Origin of the sequence: Tengunoibacter tsumagoiensis, assembly GCF_003967535.1 — a bacterium.
Lineage (GTDB): Bacteria > Chloroflexota > Ktedonobacteria > Ktedonobacterales > Ktedonobacteraceae > Tengunoibacter > Tengunoibacter tsumagoiensis.
Map to the genome: position 1 here is coordinate 629,353 of NZ_BIFR01000001.1, position 18,916 is coordinate 648,268.

The window sequence follows — 18,916 nt, forward strand, 5'->3', positions numbered from 1 at the left end:
AAAGAGCACACGTTTAGAGGAGGGTTCGTTCAGGAAAGAGATCGCTACTAACCTTTTTTGCGCCTCCTGTAGTGAAAATAGATAGGGAAGCGGCTTATTCCCATTCAATTGTGGCAGGTGGTTTGGATGTAATATCATAGACCACGCGGTTGATGGCAGCCACTTCATTGACGAGACGGTTGGCAATCTTGCCCAGCAGATCGGGCGAGAGGCGAGCCCAGTCAGCAGTCATAAAGTCGCCAGTCGTGACAGCGCGAACAGCCACAACGTTGGCATAGGTGCGACCATCACCCATAACGCCAACGCTCTGAATAGGAGTAAGGACAGCAAAGGCCTGCCCAAGTTGGCGATAGATCCCGGCCTTACGAATCTCATCAATCACGATGGCATCAGCTGTACGTAAGGTCTCCAGACGTTCCTCATCGATGGCACCAATGATACGAATAGCCAGACCAGGACCAGGGAAAGGATGACGCCAGACCCATTCATCGGGAAGGCCCAGAGCCTGTCCAATCTCGCGAACCTCATCTTTAAAGAGCATGCGTAGCGGCTCTACCAGTTGCAGAACCATCTCATCAGGAAGACCACCAACATTATGATGCGTCTTAATGCGTTTGGCAGTCTGAGCCGTATCATGGCTGGTACTCTCAATCACATCAGGATAGAGGGTGCCCTGAGCCAGGAAGGCAATTGGACCATTCTTCTCAGCCAGGCGTTCAGCCTCGCCCTCAAAAATACGGATAAATTCCTCGCCAATAATCTTGCGCTTCTGCTCCGGATCAACGATATTAGCCAGACGATCCAGGAAACGTTTGCGAGCATCAACGACCACAAGAGGAATGTGCATATGATTGCCAAAGGTCTCAACAACCTGCTCGCGTTCGCCAGCCCGGAGAAGGCCCGTATCTACAAACACGCAGGTAAGCTGATCGCCAATAGCTTTATGAATAAGGAGGGCCGCCACAGCAGAGTCAACGCCGCCCGAGAGGCCGCAGATCACGCGCTCGTTCCCGACGCGCTCACGAACCAATTCAACCGCCTCCTCAATGACCTTACCGGAGGTCCAACTCTCCTCGCAATGACAGATGCGAAACAGAAAGTTGCGCAGGATCGCAGTCCCCTGCGGAGTATGGGTCACCTCGGGATGAAACTGGAGGCCAATATACCCCCTGGGATGCGCAATCGCAGCGACAGGATTGCTATCTGTACGAGCAAGTATGCGGAAGCCTTCGGGCAGGCGATCAACACTATCACCATGGCTCATCCAGACAGGCATGCGCAATGTTTGGGAGCCATGTTCAGGATCGAGATCCTTTGTCTGCTCAGGAGAGGCGCTGATCCCTTCAAAAATACGAAAATTCTGCGCATCGGCGGCAGCATCTTCGACGACCTCAATCGTAGCTGGCCCATATTCGCGCAGCCCATGAGAGAGAGCAACATGGCCACCCATCTGTAGAGCCAGTAGCTGCATCCCATAGCAGATGCCCAGCACCGGAAGACCACTTGCCAGAATAGCTGGATCACAAGAGGGGGCATGTTCATCATAGACACTTGAGGGGCCGCCCGAGAGAATAAAGCCCTTAATATCTAAGTGTTCGTTCTCCTGGAGTTGAGCCAGGGTTGTAGAGGCTGGCACCAGTTCGCTATAGACATGGCACTCGCGCACCCGCCGGGTAATCAGTCGACTATATTGAGAACCAAAATCGAGAACAATGATCGCCTGTCGGCGCTCCGAGGAATGCATGGAAGTCCTTCCTAACCGGGCGACCACAGTGGGACGCCACACTGCTATGAAACCCTGGGCATCGTGAAGAAGCGAAAGCACAGGTTGAGTTCGTTTTCTGTTGGATAGAGTATATCACATGTCGTAGAGCAAGGGGATAGCGCCTCCCAGAGAGCTCAGGTGTTCTCGATAGCGAAAAGATGTAGCATGGGAGGTGCACTCTACGGCGATGCATACAGGCAGTGTGGGTTGGCCTGATCTGGCGAACACTATCAGCCTGTTATTGCGCCATCTTCATCCCCTGGAGGCTCTGATAATTGGCCGCCTCTAAACAGGTCACACCAAACAATCCTACTTGAGCACTATGCCGTACCCCTGGTGGAAGAAGCAGACAATCTCCTGGCTGAAGATCAATATGAACTGCCTGACCAGCCGCATCCAGTTCATCGGGTAGCGTAAAGCGAATCGAACCTCGAACACAATACAGAACCTTTTGATAGCTATGAGTATGGGCAGCGTAATAATCCCCGGGCGCATTTGACCAGGTATAGGGAGCAAGTCCCTCTTGTTGCATATGTTTGCGCAGAGCCTGCTCTTCTGGTTGTAAAGCACTCTGCCAGCGGATGACTTGCATGTACAACTCCTTAAAATGGAAGATACTACCTTCCCATTCTATTGAATATCCAGACATAGTACACAATTACTATGTGACTATGCAACTTTTATCGGTAGTCTCAAGACTAAAAAAAGAAGAGACGCCATAAAAATTTCTCCCTAGTATACATTCCACGTGTAAATAGGATGTGAAATAACATCAAAATGATTGTTAAAGATATTCATTGACTAGTCTTGCAGCTACCTGGATTTAGCTGTACAATAAAAGACAACCTTTTTGGCTCATTATTGCAGGGCGTTGAAAATAATATCTTACAACAAACATGCCAGGTAATTTCGTACTCTATTTAGAAGCAGTGGGAGGTAAATGGGTGGAGAGGAAGCAGTACTGAGCTCTCTTGCTGAAAGGCAGGTCTTAAACCCCGAAAGGAGGACTATCTTACCCATGAGCACAACACAGGTGACTGCGGTCCTTTTTCAATTACAACAACTGGATCTCGAAGGTGATCGCTTGCATGCAGAACAACAGTCTATCACCGCTTCGTTGCAGGGAAGCGATAAGCTCCGCAAGTTACGTCGCGAGTGCGAGACTGCTCGACAGCACTGGAACGCCTGTCTGCAGACACAAAAAGAGGCTGAGTGGTTGTTAGAGGATCTGGACAGACGCTTAAAAGAGCAGGAGAAGCGCCTTTATGCGGGCAATGTCAATAATGCGAAGGAGCTCCAGGCTGTGCAACAAGAGGCACAGGCGTTACGAGCTCAACAAAGCCGACAAGAAGATACGCTCTTAGAGCTTATTGATACAGCAGAAGGATTGGCTGAGGTAGCCAGACAACACTCTGAGAGCCTGCGCGAAGCAGAGACGCTCTGGGAAAAAGAACGGGTTGAGTTAATTGGTCGTCGTGAACAGGTTGAAGCTCGTCAACAAGAGCTGCAGGTCAAGCGCGGTCAGATTACCTCTACCCTGGATGTAGAGCTTGTCAAACGCTACGATACGATGCGTCGTACAAAGCAAGGAAGAGCTATCTCCAAAGTTGACCAGAACTCTTGCCAGTGGTGTCGCGTTATCCTCACTCCTAGCGAGCTCCAACAGGTCCGGATCAGTCCCGTTTTGCAGACTTGCACCAACTGTGGACGTATCCTGTATTATGAACGCTAGATCTGAGACCGTAAAAACTTTATCTGTTCTCCCACACCAATAAGAAGAGCTACCCCTTTTCTTATCCCCGAGCTCTGTCAAGTACAAATGGTATTCGCGTCAATAGGAAGGCAAGGTGACTGACGAATACCATATCCGTCTTGCAGTGGTCGTCATAAACGCGTGCCCTATCAACAGATGCGATAGGGCACGCGTTTATGACGACCACTGGGCTCATCTTGTGTCTTCATGGAGCACATTATCCTCTTCTTGAAGAGGCTTATCTTATCCTTCTCAGGCGATTGCCGTCTGGGCCGCTGTCAGAATCTCTTCAGCAATCAGGGCCGACGAACCAAAGCGGGAATCGATTTTTAGCTCATTTGTCTTGCCATTGCGGTACTTAAGCTCAAGGCGCGTTGTAGTGTGGGGATCACGGTCTTTCAGAAGTTGGGCCGCACGCAAGCGAGCCTTCCCCAACATTTTAACGCTCTTCAATTCGGCAAAATCTACCGCTACCGTCGAACGTCTGACGTTATCTTGATAATTTGTACAGTAGACCAGCCCATCGGGCGCAATCACCAGTAAAGAGCGTTTCTGCTGTCTGGTTTTCCAGAACGACCAGAGACCATAGAGAAATCCGATCAACAGAGGCAAGATCCAGAGGCGATGCGTGTACTGAAACATGTAAAAAGGATTCGCTGTGTTCAGCTCTAACTCTCCTCTGACAAATAATTTAAGCAGAGGACGAAGCCCATAAGGGTCATTGGGGAGGATCTCAAACAGAATCACGATCGTTTCTAAAGCCACACCTACAGCGGCTCCAGCCAGAAAGCCACCCAGCCCCTCCAGGAGAGATGAGCCTTTGCCTTTTAAAATGCGCAAATGGGAGGGGGGATTATTCTGCATCGCCTGCGCCAGAATATAGGGGGTATTCATAATATATTGATAACTCCTGATGGTTTCTGTTGGCAAAATACACAAGAAATATAGATCTGTTTTTAACAATATACCATTTATATGCCACCTGAAGGTTAATAAAGGACAATTTTCCTATGCAGTGCAGGCTCTCCTGCTTTTCTAACAAGGGAACAGCAGGGAGCCACACGAGAGAGAGAAGGCTTAAAGATTGGCTAAACGACAGATCTCACGCACGCCACGTTCAACAGCCTTATCATCTGCGGCCAGAGAAACACGAACGTAATCGTTTGCGGCTGCGCCAAAGCTATAGCCGGGTGTGACCGTAATATTACACTGGCGAACCAGCTCCAGTGCAAATTCCCGACCATCACGTGGCTCTCCATTGCGTTGTCGTATATCGATGAGCACATAAAAAGCACCATGAGGTGTATAGACATAGCGATCAAAGTCCCTTAAGAGGGAGACGGCCAGATCGCGGCGGCGGCGATATGCCTCACGCATCATAGCCACACATTCTTGTGGCCCGGTGAGCGCTGCCGCACCTGCACGCTGAATCGCAGTGCTGACATTGGTCAATCCTGCATTAAGCACATCAGTAATGGTTTTGATCATCTGTGTACTGGCTGCGACATAACCCAGCCGCCAGCCAGTCATAGCGTATGTCTTTGAGAAGGTGTAGGCGCTGATGACGCGGCCCTCTTCAAACTCCGCAGTCGAGAGCAGGCTGGCCGGACTGAGATGTTGGCCCTCAAAAATCATCTGATCATAGCATTCATCTGAGAGGAGATACAGATCGTGGCGAGATGCGAACTCAAGCAGTTGTTGGATCATAGATTGTGGAAAAACGGTACCTGTGGGATTACCCGGGGAATTGATGATGAGTAGCCGTGTCCGAGGAGTAATGAGCTGCTCCATCCGCTCAAGATCAGGGAGCCACTCATTCTGAGGATCCAGAGGATAGGGCACTCCAGTCGCGCCACAGGCAGCTAATTGAAGCGTATAGTGGGGCCAGCAGGGATCTGGCAATAGCACTTCATCGCCGGGACCAACCGTTGCCAGTAAGGTAGCCTGAATCACGCCTGTCCCCCCCATCCCGATGGCGGTATGTGTCGGCTGTATCCGATAACCATTCACGCGTGCAATCTTCTCAGCCAGCAACTCACGTAGCCATGGCCGACCAGCGGCTGCCCCATACGTCTGCATCTCAGTAGCCAGGCTCTCAATCGCAGCCTGACGAATATGTTCTGGTGTACGAAAATCAGGCTCTCCGATATGGAGACGGGCCGCTGGTGGAAAAGGCTCGTTACGTGTCTGATACTCTAGCTGTAGCTGATCCGCATAAGCTCCTAGAGTCGTAATATCTCTAATGGGAAGATCATGAATCTGTGCTTTACCAAATTTCATAAAATTTTTCCACTCTGATAATAGCTACCAATTCGCTCTAAGAGCCCGCTTAACAGCGCCAGACGGATCGGTAGAGTCTCCAATTCAATGTATTCATCAGGATTATGTGCCAGGCTTCCACCAGCACCCAGGCCATCAATAGTTGGAATGCCCAGCGGAGCCGTACGATTAGCATCCGATGCGCCGCCGCTGGCAACATCTTCAATGGTAAGCTGAAGGTCACGACCAACCTCTTTTGCTAGCTCAACCAGCCGATTGCTACTGGCACTCTTCTCAAATGGAAGTGTGCGAATACTACCTGAAAGGGTAACCTTCGTACCTGGAATAAATGTCTTCGAGGTCAGCCTGCGAAGCGCGGTCTCAATCAACTCAACGCCAGCCAGATCTTGCACGCGCACGTCTATCTCACAATGGGCAGAGTCGGGGACGATATTGGTGCGTCCTCCTCCCTGGATCAGGCCAACATTGAGGGTTACCCCTGGAATGGTTCCGTTCAGAGCCTGAAGAGCGATCACATGATGAGCCAGCTCAAGAATAGCATTGCGACCATTCTGTGGATCAACTCCTGCATGGGCTGCAACCCCCTCAACATCAACGCGAAAATTGCCAACCCCTTTACGAGCTGAGACAACGGTATGTGTCTGTCGACCAGGCTCTAATACCATCACAGCATCGGACTGACGCGCCAGTTCTTGAATCAACTGATGGCTCGAATGAGAGCCAATCTCTTCATCACTATTGCAGATAAAGGTAAGGCTGCGATAGTTGGTTCGACCAGACTCAATCAGCATCTGAACGGCATAGAGGCCCATGAGCACTCCTACCTTCATATCCAGGATTCCTGGTCCTTTCGCAATCTTCCGCCCTTCGTACTCAACAATTGAGAAAGGACGGCGCTGAGCCTCGCCTTCAGGAAAGACTGTATCGATATGTCCAATGAGAAGAAGATGGGCCCCATCTTCCTGCTGCCCCTGATGAACAGCCACGAGATGATCGCCATAGTCCTCTTGCCGGTCAAAAGAAGTGGCAAAGCCCAGAGCCTGAAAACGTCTCTGAAGATAGCGACCAACTTGATCAATGCCAGCTTTGGTATAAGAGCCAGAATCAATATTGACGATGGCTTCTAAATCGGTTAAGAGTGGCTGCATCCATTTCTCTGCCTGTTCGATACCAGGATGTTTCTGCATCTAGCTCCCCCTGAAGTCTACTGCTGATTCCTCGCTTGCAAGCTGCTTGCCACACAATTGGCATGCTGCATCCAGACCCGTTAGATCATGGGATTCTGAGTGTAGCGTATCAGCAGCAACCAGAGCTTGTCAAATCATGTACAGAGACAAACAGGGCGTTCCGGCTCTTGAGCAAGGGGCGATGAATAATGGGCCACTTTTTCGGCCATCATGAATGATGGCCGAAAAAGTGGCCCCGCCTGAGTCTTAACCCCAGCTAAAATTCAGGGCATTGGCTAGCAGGGTTGAGGGGTCCGCTTTGCCTACGGTGAATAGTTGAGCATCGTTCTGCATGGGCGTGCTACCATAACCAGTAAAGAGGTAGCTATTATCTAGCACAAAGGCACTACTACTTTGATGCCACAAGATCTGCGTAATCTCATTCGTATAGGGACCATCGGGCGAGATTGTATAGTTAAGATGATCACCAGAGACGAGATTCACACTATAAGCGGTAAACGTATGACCATCCCCGTTAGCATAAAACTGCACCAACAGAAGCTGCTTTCCATCGGGCGAGAGCGAGACCTTCAGATCTTGATTGGCAATCGGAGGTGGAACATTCTGTGCAATCGTTGATTGGGTTCCATTAATCAGATTGACCAGTTGGATCTTCCCCTGTAGCGCTTTGACATCAGTCCCTGAGATGGTCTGCGCTACTAACTTTGTACCATCAGCCGAGACATCCCAACCGGGATCAACAAACTGCCCCGAGACCTGATCTGGCCCTAAATCTCCATGACAAAAGAGCTCAGAACCAGCATCGAGAATCTTAACGCTGGCCTGCTCAGGATTAATGACGGAATGGCTATAGATCGTAAAAGTATACTTATCGTCGCCAGCCGTAGCGACACGCGTCTCATAGTAGAGCTTCCCATGACTATACCGCATCGCCGACCAGGATTCTGGATTATTTGCATTGGGTACGCTACTTTCAGGGATGACAAGCTTGAATGATCCGGCAGTCAGATCGTAACGATAGAGGCCAGCCTGTGCGGTCGAGCCTGTCGCACTCCCTAACCAGGCAAGCAGGTGGGTTGCATCTTCGGCAAACGTATAAACCCAATGTCCTCCAATCAACACCTCATCATCACTTGTATCACCCGCGACCTTGATCGCCTGCAGGTTCATGGTTTTCACATTCAAGACATAGAGCGCGGAAGGACTGCCAAAGTTTACATTAAAGCCACAACCACCACCACCCACATTCCCTTTCAAGATACGGACCTGGAAGGAGAGATAAGTATCATTATCAAACCAGAGCAGATGATTAAAAAACACAGGCATGGAACCATCAATGACACCACTATAATCAAAATGAGTGGCCTGGACAGGAGCGCCTCCATGCAAAGCAACCCAGAGCTGCCCATTGCGCGTGAATGCATAGTTTCCAGTTAAATCAGGCGCAACAGTCGGTATCGCCGAAGGAGTACTTGTGCTACCAGGGGCAGGAGTTGAAGAGGCTGTAGGGGTTGTAGGATCTGTACCACAGGAACTGAACACGCAGACAAAAGAAATGATAATGATGGCAAGGATAAACGTTCTGATAAGACGATACTTGACCATAGAGGCTCCTCATTACTATTTACAATCAGTAAATGTGAGAGAAGACACCATAAACAGTGTTAAATTCACTATTCATAACAAATAAGCATGGGATCTTCTATCATCACTATCAACGCAGAGGATGTGAGATATTCTCGCCTCGACATCGCTTCTTATAAGTGCGTCTCGCCTGCAACTGGCTCGGTTGCCGCCAATGGACGCAGGACCTCTTGTTGGAGACGCTGGTTGATGAGTTGCTCAAAAAAATTGTCCCGTAACGTCTGCACACGACTATACACCATATAATATGGCTGAGGGCTCTGCGAGCTACGAGCCTCGATGAGATAGAGAGGAAGATACACGAAATCTTTCATCACCGCCCGAATCCGCAGTTCATTCAACTCATCGGGAAGAGCAAAATTTGCACGATCGGAACGTTGCACCAGTTGGAGCACTGCTTGTTCATCCCAGGCAGGGCCACCAATTTTAAAGAGCCGTTGAAATTTCTCTTTGCCTGTGGCAGCCTGCTCTGCCTCCGAACTGGAAAGGATACGCAGGCGAGGATCATAATGGCTAAGGGGGAGTGGTTGAAGCAGAAAAGCATCAAAATAAAGGCGCTGTCGTGTGGGTAGATAGCGCAAACGCTTCCCTGCGGAGAGAGAGCGTTGCCCCAGGTGAGTCAACACTAACCCTCCTGGGCTCTGCTCAAGATGCTGGATATGCAACAAAAATGTGATGACTTTCTGTACCAGAGACAGATCTAACTGAAAGAACGTCGCAAGCTCTGCCGATGTATGCAGATCACCTTCAACGATACCACGTAGCAGATAGCGCTCTATTGATGCCGAAGGCTGCTCTTGTAGCTGCGTTCCCTCGATCTCAACGTTCCAGAGAGGATAAAGAAGAGGAAAGATGCGTACGGGGAAAAGGCCGGGCAGGCTTTTACTATGATCAATCGCTGTCTGACGGGTGTAGAGAGGAGAGATCTCAGGCCCCTGTCCTGCAATAACGTTCATACGACTTCTCTTTCTATTCTCAATACTCTCATTCATTAAGAGGAGCTAGCAAGTATATAATCTATGTGCAACAGACTTATAGGTGCAAAAGATGTGCACTATCTGGCTGAGCGGCAAGCAGCAGGGCATAGGGAGTGCTCTGTAAGAGCTCTTGCATCGTCCGTACATCCGCATCATCCTGAAGCCCCAGACGTACACGCTCATGCTGCGGCAGAGTCGCCAGCCAGTCATAAACCTCTTTATCAGGGACAGGAGATGCCGTCTGGCCTGACAGAACAATGCGGCGTGAATGTGCCAGGAAGAAAAGAAGATCTGGCAGAGTCATACTCTCAGCATCCTCAATCAGAGCCAGATCAAACTCTAACTCCTCACTTCCGGTCAGCGACGTGCTTTCTTGCAGAGATAGTGCCACTACATCGGCATAACGAAGCAGTTCTGGATCAAGCAGCTCTGAGTGGGCCGTCAGATCGGCTCGCCAATCGAAGAGTAGCTGAGCCCGGCGAGCAAACAGTCTGCGCTTCTCGCTATACCAATCAGCATACGTTTGTAACTTCTCCGCACTCACAGGTGCCAATGGTGGAATTGACGGTGTCAAATCTCCCAATGAAGCATTGAGGGCCCTTACCTGCTCCAGAGCCTGTTTTTTCAGTGCCTCGTTCTCGGATTGTAGATCATGAATACGTTTCTGATACTCACGATATGTCTCATTGGCTGGAAGGATCGTCTGGAGATCTTGCTGAGCCTGATTGTATGCCTCAAGATTAGAGGCATAGACAGCCTGCTCAGCCTGGACTAATTGCTCCATCTGAGCCAATTTATGCCCCTGAGATTGAGCTAGCTGTAGAAAGAGCAGACCCATACCAGGAAGTTGAGAGCGAGAATCCAGCCAGCTTTTACGCTGCGTCCATCGTGCCAGCGTCGCCTTACGTTTATTCAAACGATCCCACAGCGTTTTTTGCATTGTGACCAGACCACTGAGATGAGCCTGTAATGGGTCCACAAGCTTATGAGTTAATTGAAGGACAAGCTCCTGTACAGATTGGAGAGCATGCTCTTTCTCACGCATCTGAGCAATACTGGCGTGTAAATCAGTTAATTTCTGGTCTACCTGAGTCAGTTCGTGCGCGAAAGGGGCCAATTGTTGCTGTAAGGCAGAGGTTCGCTGAAGAAGTGAACGTTGCATAGAACTGGCCTGATTGGTGAGCAGGTGCGATTGAACCCGCGCTGATACCTTTTTCTCAGTCCCTACACGCACAATCTGTATCGCCTCCGGCAATCGTTCCAGCACGCTATCCAGTATCTGAGGATTCCGAGCCATAAAAAGCACACGCTGCTGACGTTGAACCGCTTCACGCAGGCATTCGGATAGAGCCCGAACTTTGCTTGTCTCCGAAACCGCTTGAACGAGCAACAGGTCAGGTACATTTATGACCCTGCGTACAAGCTCCAATTGTTCCTCAGTCAGTGCTTCAACCGAATTAACTTTAGCTGGCTGGTAGGGGAGATATGAGTGATGCACCAGCAGGTTCAGGAGATGGGCATTGGGCGCACTCTCTTCGCGTAACCGGGCCACAGACTGTCGGGCTCGCAGGAGCTGAGCATCAGAAAGCCCAGCGGGCAGCTTATGGGTAGATGCAAATTGCTGTAATAAAGTCAGCAGCACATCCATACGATTGAGAAAGCTCTCTTGCTCTGGAGAGAGCTGTACTGGCGCGTGAGCTGTTAGTTGTTGATGGCGAGCTGTAACCTTACGCTCTTCTAATTGCTGCCATGCCTCCGTGATCTGTGGCCAGCAAGCAGTACTTAAAGGGAGGATCATACGTACATCAGTGCAAAGCAGCCAGCTCTGAACTTTTAGCCAGAGAGCTCCTTCAGCCAGAGCTTCATAATCTTGTAATTGCAAAGCTTTGAGATAGTGAAGGCTATAACCATCATTATTTTCTAGTAGATAGAGCCCAACTGCATAAGAGGAAGAACAATAGAGTGTCAGGTGCGTAATGCCCTGGTTATCTACTTTTAGCAGAGCCGGTACGCCAGAGCCCTGGTTCAATTGACGCAGATCTTGCAGAATCTTATTAATATCAGGTAAGTAAGGATAGCGGCGTTGCTGCTCTGCCAATCCCTGGAGTAGACCCATCGATGGGACAAGATAGATTGGCCCCACCTGTACCAATAGATTCTCCATCCTTACTCCGTCTCTGTATAAAAACTCATATTATAATAGCACACAACATTCTCACAAATACATACATACAAATCCGGTTAATTTCAGATTCAACATGCCCATTTTAGCACAATCAAGCCTTGTTATATAGAGCCCGCGTATGGTGTGTCTCTATATAACAAGGCACGTTTCTGGCTTGCACTTTATAAGCGATATCTTATCATTCGTTTGGGGCCGTCATCGGTGATGGCCGTGGCCACACACTCCGCATTGTTCCAATCACACGTTGGGAGACGTAACAGGAGTCAGCTTGCCATCTTGCTCATCGATAGTAACAGTAGAGCCATCGATGATACTTCCATCCAGCAAGCCGCGAGCAATCCTATTCTCAACCTCGCGTTGAATGACGCGCTTCAGCGGGCGAGCGCCAAATTGTGGATCATAGCCCTCCTCAGCCAGATAATTTTTGGCCGCCTCCGTCAGATTAAGCGTAATATTGCGCTCTTCCAGTCTTGGTCGCAAGCGATTAATCTGAATCTCAACGATATCCTTAACCTTATCACGGCTGATCGGATGAAAAATGATCACCTCATCAATACGATTGATAAACTCAGGCCGGAAGCCCTCTTCGCGCAGACGCTGACGAATGTTACGTTGGACATCATCCTCGTCCATCCCCTCGTATTCATGAATCCAGCGATCACCAACATTACTCGTCATAATAATGACAGTATTCTTGAAATCGATCGTCCGCCCTTGCCCATCCGTCAGGCGACCATCATCCAGAATCTGCAACAGGATATTAAAGACCTCAGGTGCAGCCTTCTCAATTTCATCCAGAAGAATAACGCTATAGGGCCGACGGCGCACAGCTTCGGTCAACTGTCCACCCTCGTCGTAGCCAACATACCCGGGAGGAGCCCCGATGAGACGCGAGACTGAATGCTTCTCCATATACTCTGACATGTCAATGCGGACCATCGCCTGCTCATTATCAAACAGAAATTCTGCCAGCGCTCTTGCAAGCTCAGTCTTACCAACTCCAGTTGGTCCAAGAAAGAGAAAACTGGCTAGAGGCCTGTTAGGATCTTGCAAGCCCGCACGTGAACGACGAACAGCATCTGACACAATCTCCAAGGCTGTATTCTGTCCCACCACACGTTCGCGCAACCGATCCTCCATCGTGAGCAGCTTTTTGACCTCAGCCTCCATCAGACGCGAGAGCGGAATATGGGTCCACTTTGAAACAATCTCAGCAATATCCTCTGCATCTACCTCTTCCTTCAGCATACGAGACGTCTGTAGATTTACCAGCCTGGCCTCCTGGTCCTTGATCTGTTGCTCTAACTGTTTGATCGTTCCATAACTAAGACGGGCCATCGTATCGTAGTCATAGGCACGCTCAGCCTTTTCGTAGGCGACCTGAGCCTCCTCGAGCTGCTTTTTTAGCTTCCGTAACTCTTCAACAGGGGCCCGCTCACCCTCTAATGTAAGTTTTAACGAGTGGAGCTGCTCATTGAGATTCGCCAGTTCACGCTCAACCTTCTCCAGTCGCTCGCGGCTGGCGGCATCGGTCTCCTTCTTAAGCGCCTGCTGTTCAACTTGCAACTGACGGATACGGCGCTCAAGCGCATCCAGCTCGCTGGGCGTGCTATCAAGCTCAACGCGGCGCAGACTTGCCGCTTCATCTACCAGATCAATGGCCTTATCTGGCAGAAAACGATCGGTAATATAGCGATTAGAGAGGACAGCAGCGGCTACCAGAGCACTATCTTGAATACGCACCCCATGGTGCACCTCATAGCGTGGTTTTAAGCCGCGCAGAATGCTAATAGTATCCTCGACCGTAGGCTGATCAACAATCACTGGCTGGAAGCGTCTCTCAAGCGCGGCATCTTTCTCAATATATTTGCGATACTCATCCAATGTAGTGGCACCAATACAATGAAGCTCGCCACGGGCCAGCATTGGCTTCAGCATATTTGAGGCATCCATCGCACCTTCACTGGCACCAGCTCCAACAAGCGTATGGAGCTCATCAATAAAGAGGATAATACCGCCTTCCGCACCAATAACTTCTTTAAGCACAGCCGTTAAGCGCTCTTCAAATTCACCACGGAACTTGGCGCCAGCAACAAGGGCCCCGAGATCAAGAGTAATGACCTGCTTATTAGCCAGTGATTTGGGAACATCGCCGCGAACAATGCGTTGGGCCAGACCCTCAACAATGGCCGTCTTACCAACGCCGGGCTCACCAATAAGCACAGGATTATTTTTGGTTCGGCGGCTCAACACCTGGATCACACGCCGAATCTCTTCATCACGCCCAATCACAGGATCTAATTTACCCTGCTGCGCTAATTCGGTAAGGTTTCTCCCATAGCGCTCGAGAGCCTGATATTTCCCCTCGGGATTGGGATCAGTAATCCGTTGAGAGCCTCGAATGGCAGTTAACGCTTGCAACGTAACATCGCGCGTAAGACCAGCGCTTTTTAACACACGCTGGGCAGCACTATCATTCTCGAAGAAAGCCAGCAGCATATGTTCGACACTAAGATACTCATCCTTAAACTGGTTCATCTCATTCCAGGCATCTTCAAGCACCTTGCGGAGTCGTGGCGAAATGCCTGGCTCGCTCCCACCATAAACGCGCGACATCTTCTCAAGCTCACTATCAATATTTCGCCTGACAGTCGCAACATTCCCACCAGCCTTCTGAATGACCTGTGGCACCACACCATTCTCTTGTGTTAATAGCGCAGCAAGAAGATGCTCAGGCTCAATCTGGCTATGATTGTGCTTTCGTGCAAGCTCTGCCGCATCCTGAACTGCGTCACGCGCTTTGTCGGTAAATCGTTCTATCTTCATAAGTCACCTCCTACACAGCAACTACAAGATCTTTCCACTAAGAACTATAGCACAATGAAGCAATGCAACGCAAATAAATTGAGCCAGTTACTATCAAACTTTATGTTGCATAGAGTGCAAGCGAAAAAGTGATGGGGTAACCGCTTTATCTCATGTGAGGGGACTTTTGAAGTTTTAAAAACAGAAAGAAGTAAGACATTATTCTTATTTTGAAACAAAAAGCCAGGCTTAACAGTTTTATGAATAAAGACCGTTTTTCAAACCCTGGAAGGAGGGCTATGTTGCTGTGTGGGAAAAAAGATGCGTCAAATTCCTGACTGTAAACATCTCCACGCAAAATATACAAACACTATTACGGAGAGCGCTACAGCAAATTTCTTTAAAAAATCTTGACTTTTCCTTTATACACTTTCTGCTATTTCTTGGTACGATATAGCTAAGATTGGAATATGGTTAAGTGCAGATAGAAATGAAAAAGATTTTTGAGCAAAACATGCAGCCCCGTACCCGTGTAATTTTAGGGGCCACGCTTATGCTGCTTGCATTTGTAGTTATTATGACCGGAACAATAGTAATCTATATAAGGTTCCCATTAAATGACTCACTTTATCGGTTATCTAACACAAGTGCAGCAGGCAAAACAATCGTCTCTCAGAATGCAGATCTTTGGAGCAATGATGTTCAGGTGACGGCTCCAACGATGGCATTTTCACTTCAGAATACCCAGAATCTCACGATATCGCCTCTCTTTAGCCAGTATTATCAGAATTATGGAGCGGCCAGTGGGCTGGGCTCACCAATTACGGTCGCATTTCCTGTTGCAAATGGTTGGGTCCAGTTTTTTACTTCAGATGCCCTTTTTTTGCCCGCAGCGACCCAGAACCGCGCGTCTACCTCTAATACAATGCTAACTGAGCTCATTGAGAATGGGACAAAAACAGCGCATAGCAATGTTATTCGCTTACCTTTGTTACAGGCCCTGTTGACGGTTGGAAGTCAGGCCCATATAGCAGGGGATAACAGTACGTTCTCATATGTGGATCTGCGCAAAGCAGTCAGCGCGAATCTCCTTCAACAGCCGAAGAAGACGACTACAAACAAAGAAGAACAGTTTATTAAGACGGGGACAAGCGCGGGAAATGATGTCGGTCATTTTATATCAGCCTCTCTATGGAGCTATCTTAACCGCCCTGAGGTCGCTCCCGATGGATGGCAGACAGACTTTGGGTTGCCATTAACCGAAGCGCTACCATTGACGGTCGTACAAGATGGGGCTGTTCATCATCTCGAAATACAGGCCTTTACCCGCAACGCCTTCTTACTAGATAAAGACGTTTCTGGACCAGATGGTCAGCCCGCAATCCAGCCTTTAAACACAGGGATTGACTATTTACGAACGTTGGGCATGCCGACGGTCAAAGTGAGCTCCGGACAACTCATCTGGTCGCAGAACGACACAGCCATCTATAGCGAGGCCAGTCCAGACCATGCCCTGGCCCATATCGCGAAGAATTTTCAATTCACTTTGCTGGGTGATACAAAATGGAATACTGGTGTGCTCTGGTATCATGTCCAGTGGTCAACACCAAAGAAAGCCTCTAATCAGGGGTGGGTCTCAGCTGCGGATATGACGCTCTCAGCACCAGGAAAAGGTCCTGAATGGGCATCGATTGACCTGCTGTCCAATGATCTGGCTTCGTATCTCTCAGGGATTGGACCCAGAGCAGGCGTCGTCATCTATGATGAAGCACATCAACGCTACTATACCTATAACAATACGAATCAATTTATCACTGCGAGCTCTGTAAAAGTACCGATCATGTTGACTTTTTTCGATATGATTGAGCAACAGGGGCGCGATCCTGACGATAACGAGATGAATTTGTTAACAACTATGATTGAGAACTCAAATAATGATTCAACATCTGAGTTGTACTACAATCATATCGGCGGAGCGGCTGGTATGGCCGCCTATTTCCAAAAAATCGGGGTGGCTGGCTTAAATCCCAGCGCTGACGCCTGGGGCTATAGTCAGATCAGCCCTCAAGCTATGGTTGATCTACTCACTTTGTTACATGATGGCAAGATTCTTACGGCCAGCCATCGAGCAACTGCTATTAATCTGATGGAGAATGTCGAGTCGGACCAGCAGGTTGGAGTCGGCGATACGGCACCTGGGGGGGCGACGGTGGCGATGAAGGATGGCTGGGTTACTGGCGATGATGATCTCTGGGCCATGAACTCATCAGGGATTGTGACTACAGGCAAGACAACGTATATCATCTCTGTCTACACACAGGAAAATCAATCGCTGGATGATGGGCAAGCCATTGTGCGCAAAGTATGTAGCACTGTTGCCTCATTACTTTCCTGATAGTCTTCCGTGGCCATCGATGATGGGATGAGATGGCCACGATACCCCATTTCACTCTGCTCCGTTGCATCCTCTGGCTACTGCGGCGCGCCCTCAACGGCTCCAATCTTCTTGCATCCCTCTGGCCAGCCTGGCCCTGTCCAGCCAGTCAGACAGCCCGATTTCCTGGCGGACACCTTCCACAATGCCCAGGGTGATCCAACCGTTCGTTGTGGTATTGTTCAGCTCGTTGTATCGATTTTCTGCTTCTTTTGTGTTGAGATGACCTTATCTAATTTCGGTTTTTCTGTCAATTACCCTGCGGAATGTGGGATTTATAGTAGCAACCGCATAGAAAAGGCACGAAATATCATCTTGAAAGTGGTATAATAGGGTCCACAAATCTGACATGTTTTAAAGTATTGATCAGAAGACTTGGCTACGATTGCGACAGGCGGAGAGAGGAAAAGTATCATTATGGCAATGTTTGACAGCTTATCAAAACGTCTTGATGGCATATTCAATAATCTAGGTGGGCAAGGTAAACTAACTGAAGAAGACGTGAATACAGCGCTGCGCGAGGTCCGACTGGCACTGATCGAAGCGGATGTCAACCTCAAGGTGGCGCGTCAGTTTGTGGATCGCGTCAAGGAAAAAGCAATTGGCTCAGACGTGATGGGAAGCCTGACCCCTGCTCAACAGGTGTTATCCATTGTTCAAGAAGAATTAATTGAGGTTCTGGGTGGCACAGGCGAGAATAATCGTCTGGACCTGGGTGGCTCACCGCCCAATATTATTATGCTGGTAGGCTTACAAGGCTCCGGTAAAACGACATCGGCGGCGAAACTGGCCAATTATCTACGCAAACAGGGGCAGCGTCCACTTCTGGTCGCAGCTGATATGTATCGACCTGCCGCAGTCAATCAGATTAAATCGCTCGGCAAACAGCTCAATATTCCTGTCTACTCTGAACCAATGGGGGCTGATCCAGTCGATATTTGTGTCAATGCGCTGGATTATGCACGCGAACAGGCAATCTCCGTCATGATCCTGGATACTGCTGGTCGCTTGAATATTGATGAGCGGATGATGAATGAGGTCACGAATATTCGAGCACGCCTCAAGCCGCGCGAGGTGCTACTGGTCGCTGATGCTATGACTGGTCAGGAAGCCGTACGCGTTGCAGATGACTTTAATAAAGCAGTCTCGCTGACAGGTATGGTCCTGACAAAGATGGATGGTGATGCCCGTGGTGGTGCGGCGCTCTCGATTCGTTCGGTGACTGGTGTCCCTGTCAAATTTATGGGTATGGGTGAGAAGACCGACGCATTGGAGCCTTTCTATCCAGATCGCCTGGCCTCACGTATACTGGGATTAGGTGATGTGCTTTCGCTGATTGAACGTGCCCAGGAGAGCATCGATCAAGAAGAAGCACTCAAAGCTCAGGCGAAATTGCAGCAGGGTAAGTTCGATCTCGAAGACTTCCTGAATGCTATGCATCAGCTCAAACGGATGGGCCCCTTGCGTCAGGTAATGGAGATGATGCCCGGCTTTAATAAGATCGCTCAGATGCCCGAGATGGAAGAGGCGCTGGAGGGCGATCATCTCAAATATATTGAAGCGATGATCCTTTCAATGACTAAAGAGGAGCGCCGCAATCCTGATATCATCGATGGTAGCCGCCGCAAACGTATCTCTCGCGGTAGTGGCACAACCGTTCAAGAGCTCAATCAGCTATTAGAGCAGTTTAAAGAGATGCGGACGATGATCCGACAGATGAGCTCTGGCAAAGGCCCCTGGGCTCAGATGGCACGCCAATATGGTGGTGGCGCTGGTATACCTGGAATGCCGGGGCTTCCAGGCAGCAAAAGCGGCAAGAAGACCGGAAAGGCTGTTCGCAAAGAGAAGCGGAAGCAGAAATCTAAGAGCGGAAAGAGGTAATCCTT

The 18,916-nt window shown here is 49.4% G+C and carries 12 protein-coding genes; 3 read left to right on the forward strand and 9 right to left on the reverse strand.

The features are described from left to right. Nucleotides 1-94: 94 nt before the first annotated feature. Both guaA and EL628_RS02490 read right to left on the reverse strand, forming a co-directional pair. Nucleotides 95-1,744: a glutamine-hydrolyzing GMP synthase gene (guaA, locus tag EL628_RS02485; RefSeq protein WP_126578220.1), complete on the reverse strand. Its 1,650-nt coding sequence runs from the start codon at nt 1,742-1,744 to the stop codon at nt 95-97. A 259-nt stretch (nt 1,745-2,003) separates the two neighbouring features. Beyond that, nucleotides 2,004-2,357 carry a cupin domain-containing protein gene (locus EL628_RS02490; protein WP_126578221.1) on the reverse strand — a complete coding sequence of 118 codons (354 nt, stop codon included), beginning with the start codon at nt 2,355-2,357 and terminating at the stop codon, nt 2,004-2,006. Nucleotides 2,358-2,783: 426 nt separating this feature from the next. Here EL628_RS02490 and EL628_RS02495 point away from each other — a divergent pair, with 426 nt between their 5' ends. Continuing rightward, a complete protein-coding gene (locus EL628_RS02495) occupies nt 2,784-3,497 on the forward strand; it encodes a zinc ribbon domain-containing protein (RefSeq protein ID WP_126578222.1) in 714 nt (237 codons plus the stop codon). Between the two features lie 273 nt (nt 3,498-3,770). Here the strand turns inward: EL628_RS02495 and EL628_RS02500 are convergent, their stop codons facing one another. The 7 genes from EL628_RS02500 to clpB form a co-directional block, all read right to left on the reverse strand. Continuing rightward, nucleotides 3,771-4,412, reverse strand: coding sequence for a hypothetical protein (locus tag EL628_RS02500; RefSeq protein ID WP_126578223.1), 642 nt, complete (start codon nt 4,410-4,412; stop codon nt 3,771-3,773). 183 nt (nt 4,413-4,595) lie between these two features. Next, nucleotides 4,596-5,798, reverse strand: a complete 1,203-nt coding sequence (locus EL628_RS02505; RefSeq protein ID WP_126578224.1) for a pyridoxal phosphate-dependent aminotransferase — start codon at nt 5,796-5,798, stop codon at nt 4,596-4,598. After that, on the reverse strand, nt 5,795-6,985 hold the full coding sequence (locus tag EL628_RS02510) for a M20 family metallopeptidase (RefSeq protein ID WP_126578225.1): 1,191 nt from the start codon (nt 6,983-6,985) through the stop codon (nt 5,795-5,797). The genes EL628_RS02505 and EL628_RS02510 overlap by 4 nt, the downstream gene beginning before the upstream one ends. 246 nt (nt 6,986-7,231) lie before the next feature. Further along, nucleotides 7,232-8,590 (reverse strand): hypothetical protein, encoded by a 1,359-nt coding sequence (locus tag EL628_RS02515; RefSeq protein WP_126578226.1) that lies wholly within the window; start codon nt 8,588-8,590, stop codon nt 7,232-7,234. Between the two features lie 152 nt (nt 8,591-8,742). Beyond that, nucleotides 8,743-9,585, reverse strand: coding sequence for a hypothetical protein (locus EL628_RS02520; RefSeq protein ID WP_126578227.1), 843 nt, complete (start codon nt 9,583-9,585; stop codon nt 8,743-8,745). Nucleotides 9,586-9,661: 76 nt separating this feature from the next. Continuing rightward, nucleotides 9,662-11,770 carry a coiled-coil domain-containing protein gene (locus tag EL628_RS02525; RefSeq protein WP_126578228.1) on the reverse strand — a complete coding sequence of 703 codons (2,109 nt, stop codon included), beginning with the start codon at nt 11,768-11,770 and terminating at the stop codon, nt 9,662-9,664. Between the two features lie 258 nt (nt 11,771-12,028). Beyond that, nucleotides 12,029-14,617 (reverse strand): ATP-dependent chaperone ClpB, encoded by a 2,589-nt coding sequence (gene clpB / locus EL628_RS02530; RefSeq protein WP_126578229.1) that lies wholly within the window; start codon nt 14,615-14,617, stop codon nt 12,029-12,031. Between the two features lie 493 nt (nt 14,618-15,110). Between clpB and EL628_RS02535 the strand changes: the two genes are divergently transcribed. Continuing rightward, nucleotides 15,111-16,991, forward strand: coding sequence for a serine hydrolase (locus tag EL628_RS02535; protein WP_126578230.1), 1,881 nt, complete (start codon nt 15,111-15,113; stop codon nt 16,989-16,991). 462 nt (nt 16,992-17,453) lie between these two features. Next, entirely contained in the window at nt 17,454-18,911 is a 1,458-nt protein-coding gene (gene ffh, locus EL628_RS02540) for a signal recognition particle protein (RefSeq protein ID WP_161975642.1), read from the forward strand. Nucleotides 18,912-18,916 lie beyond the last annotated feature (5 nt).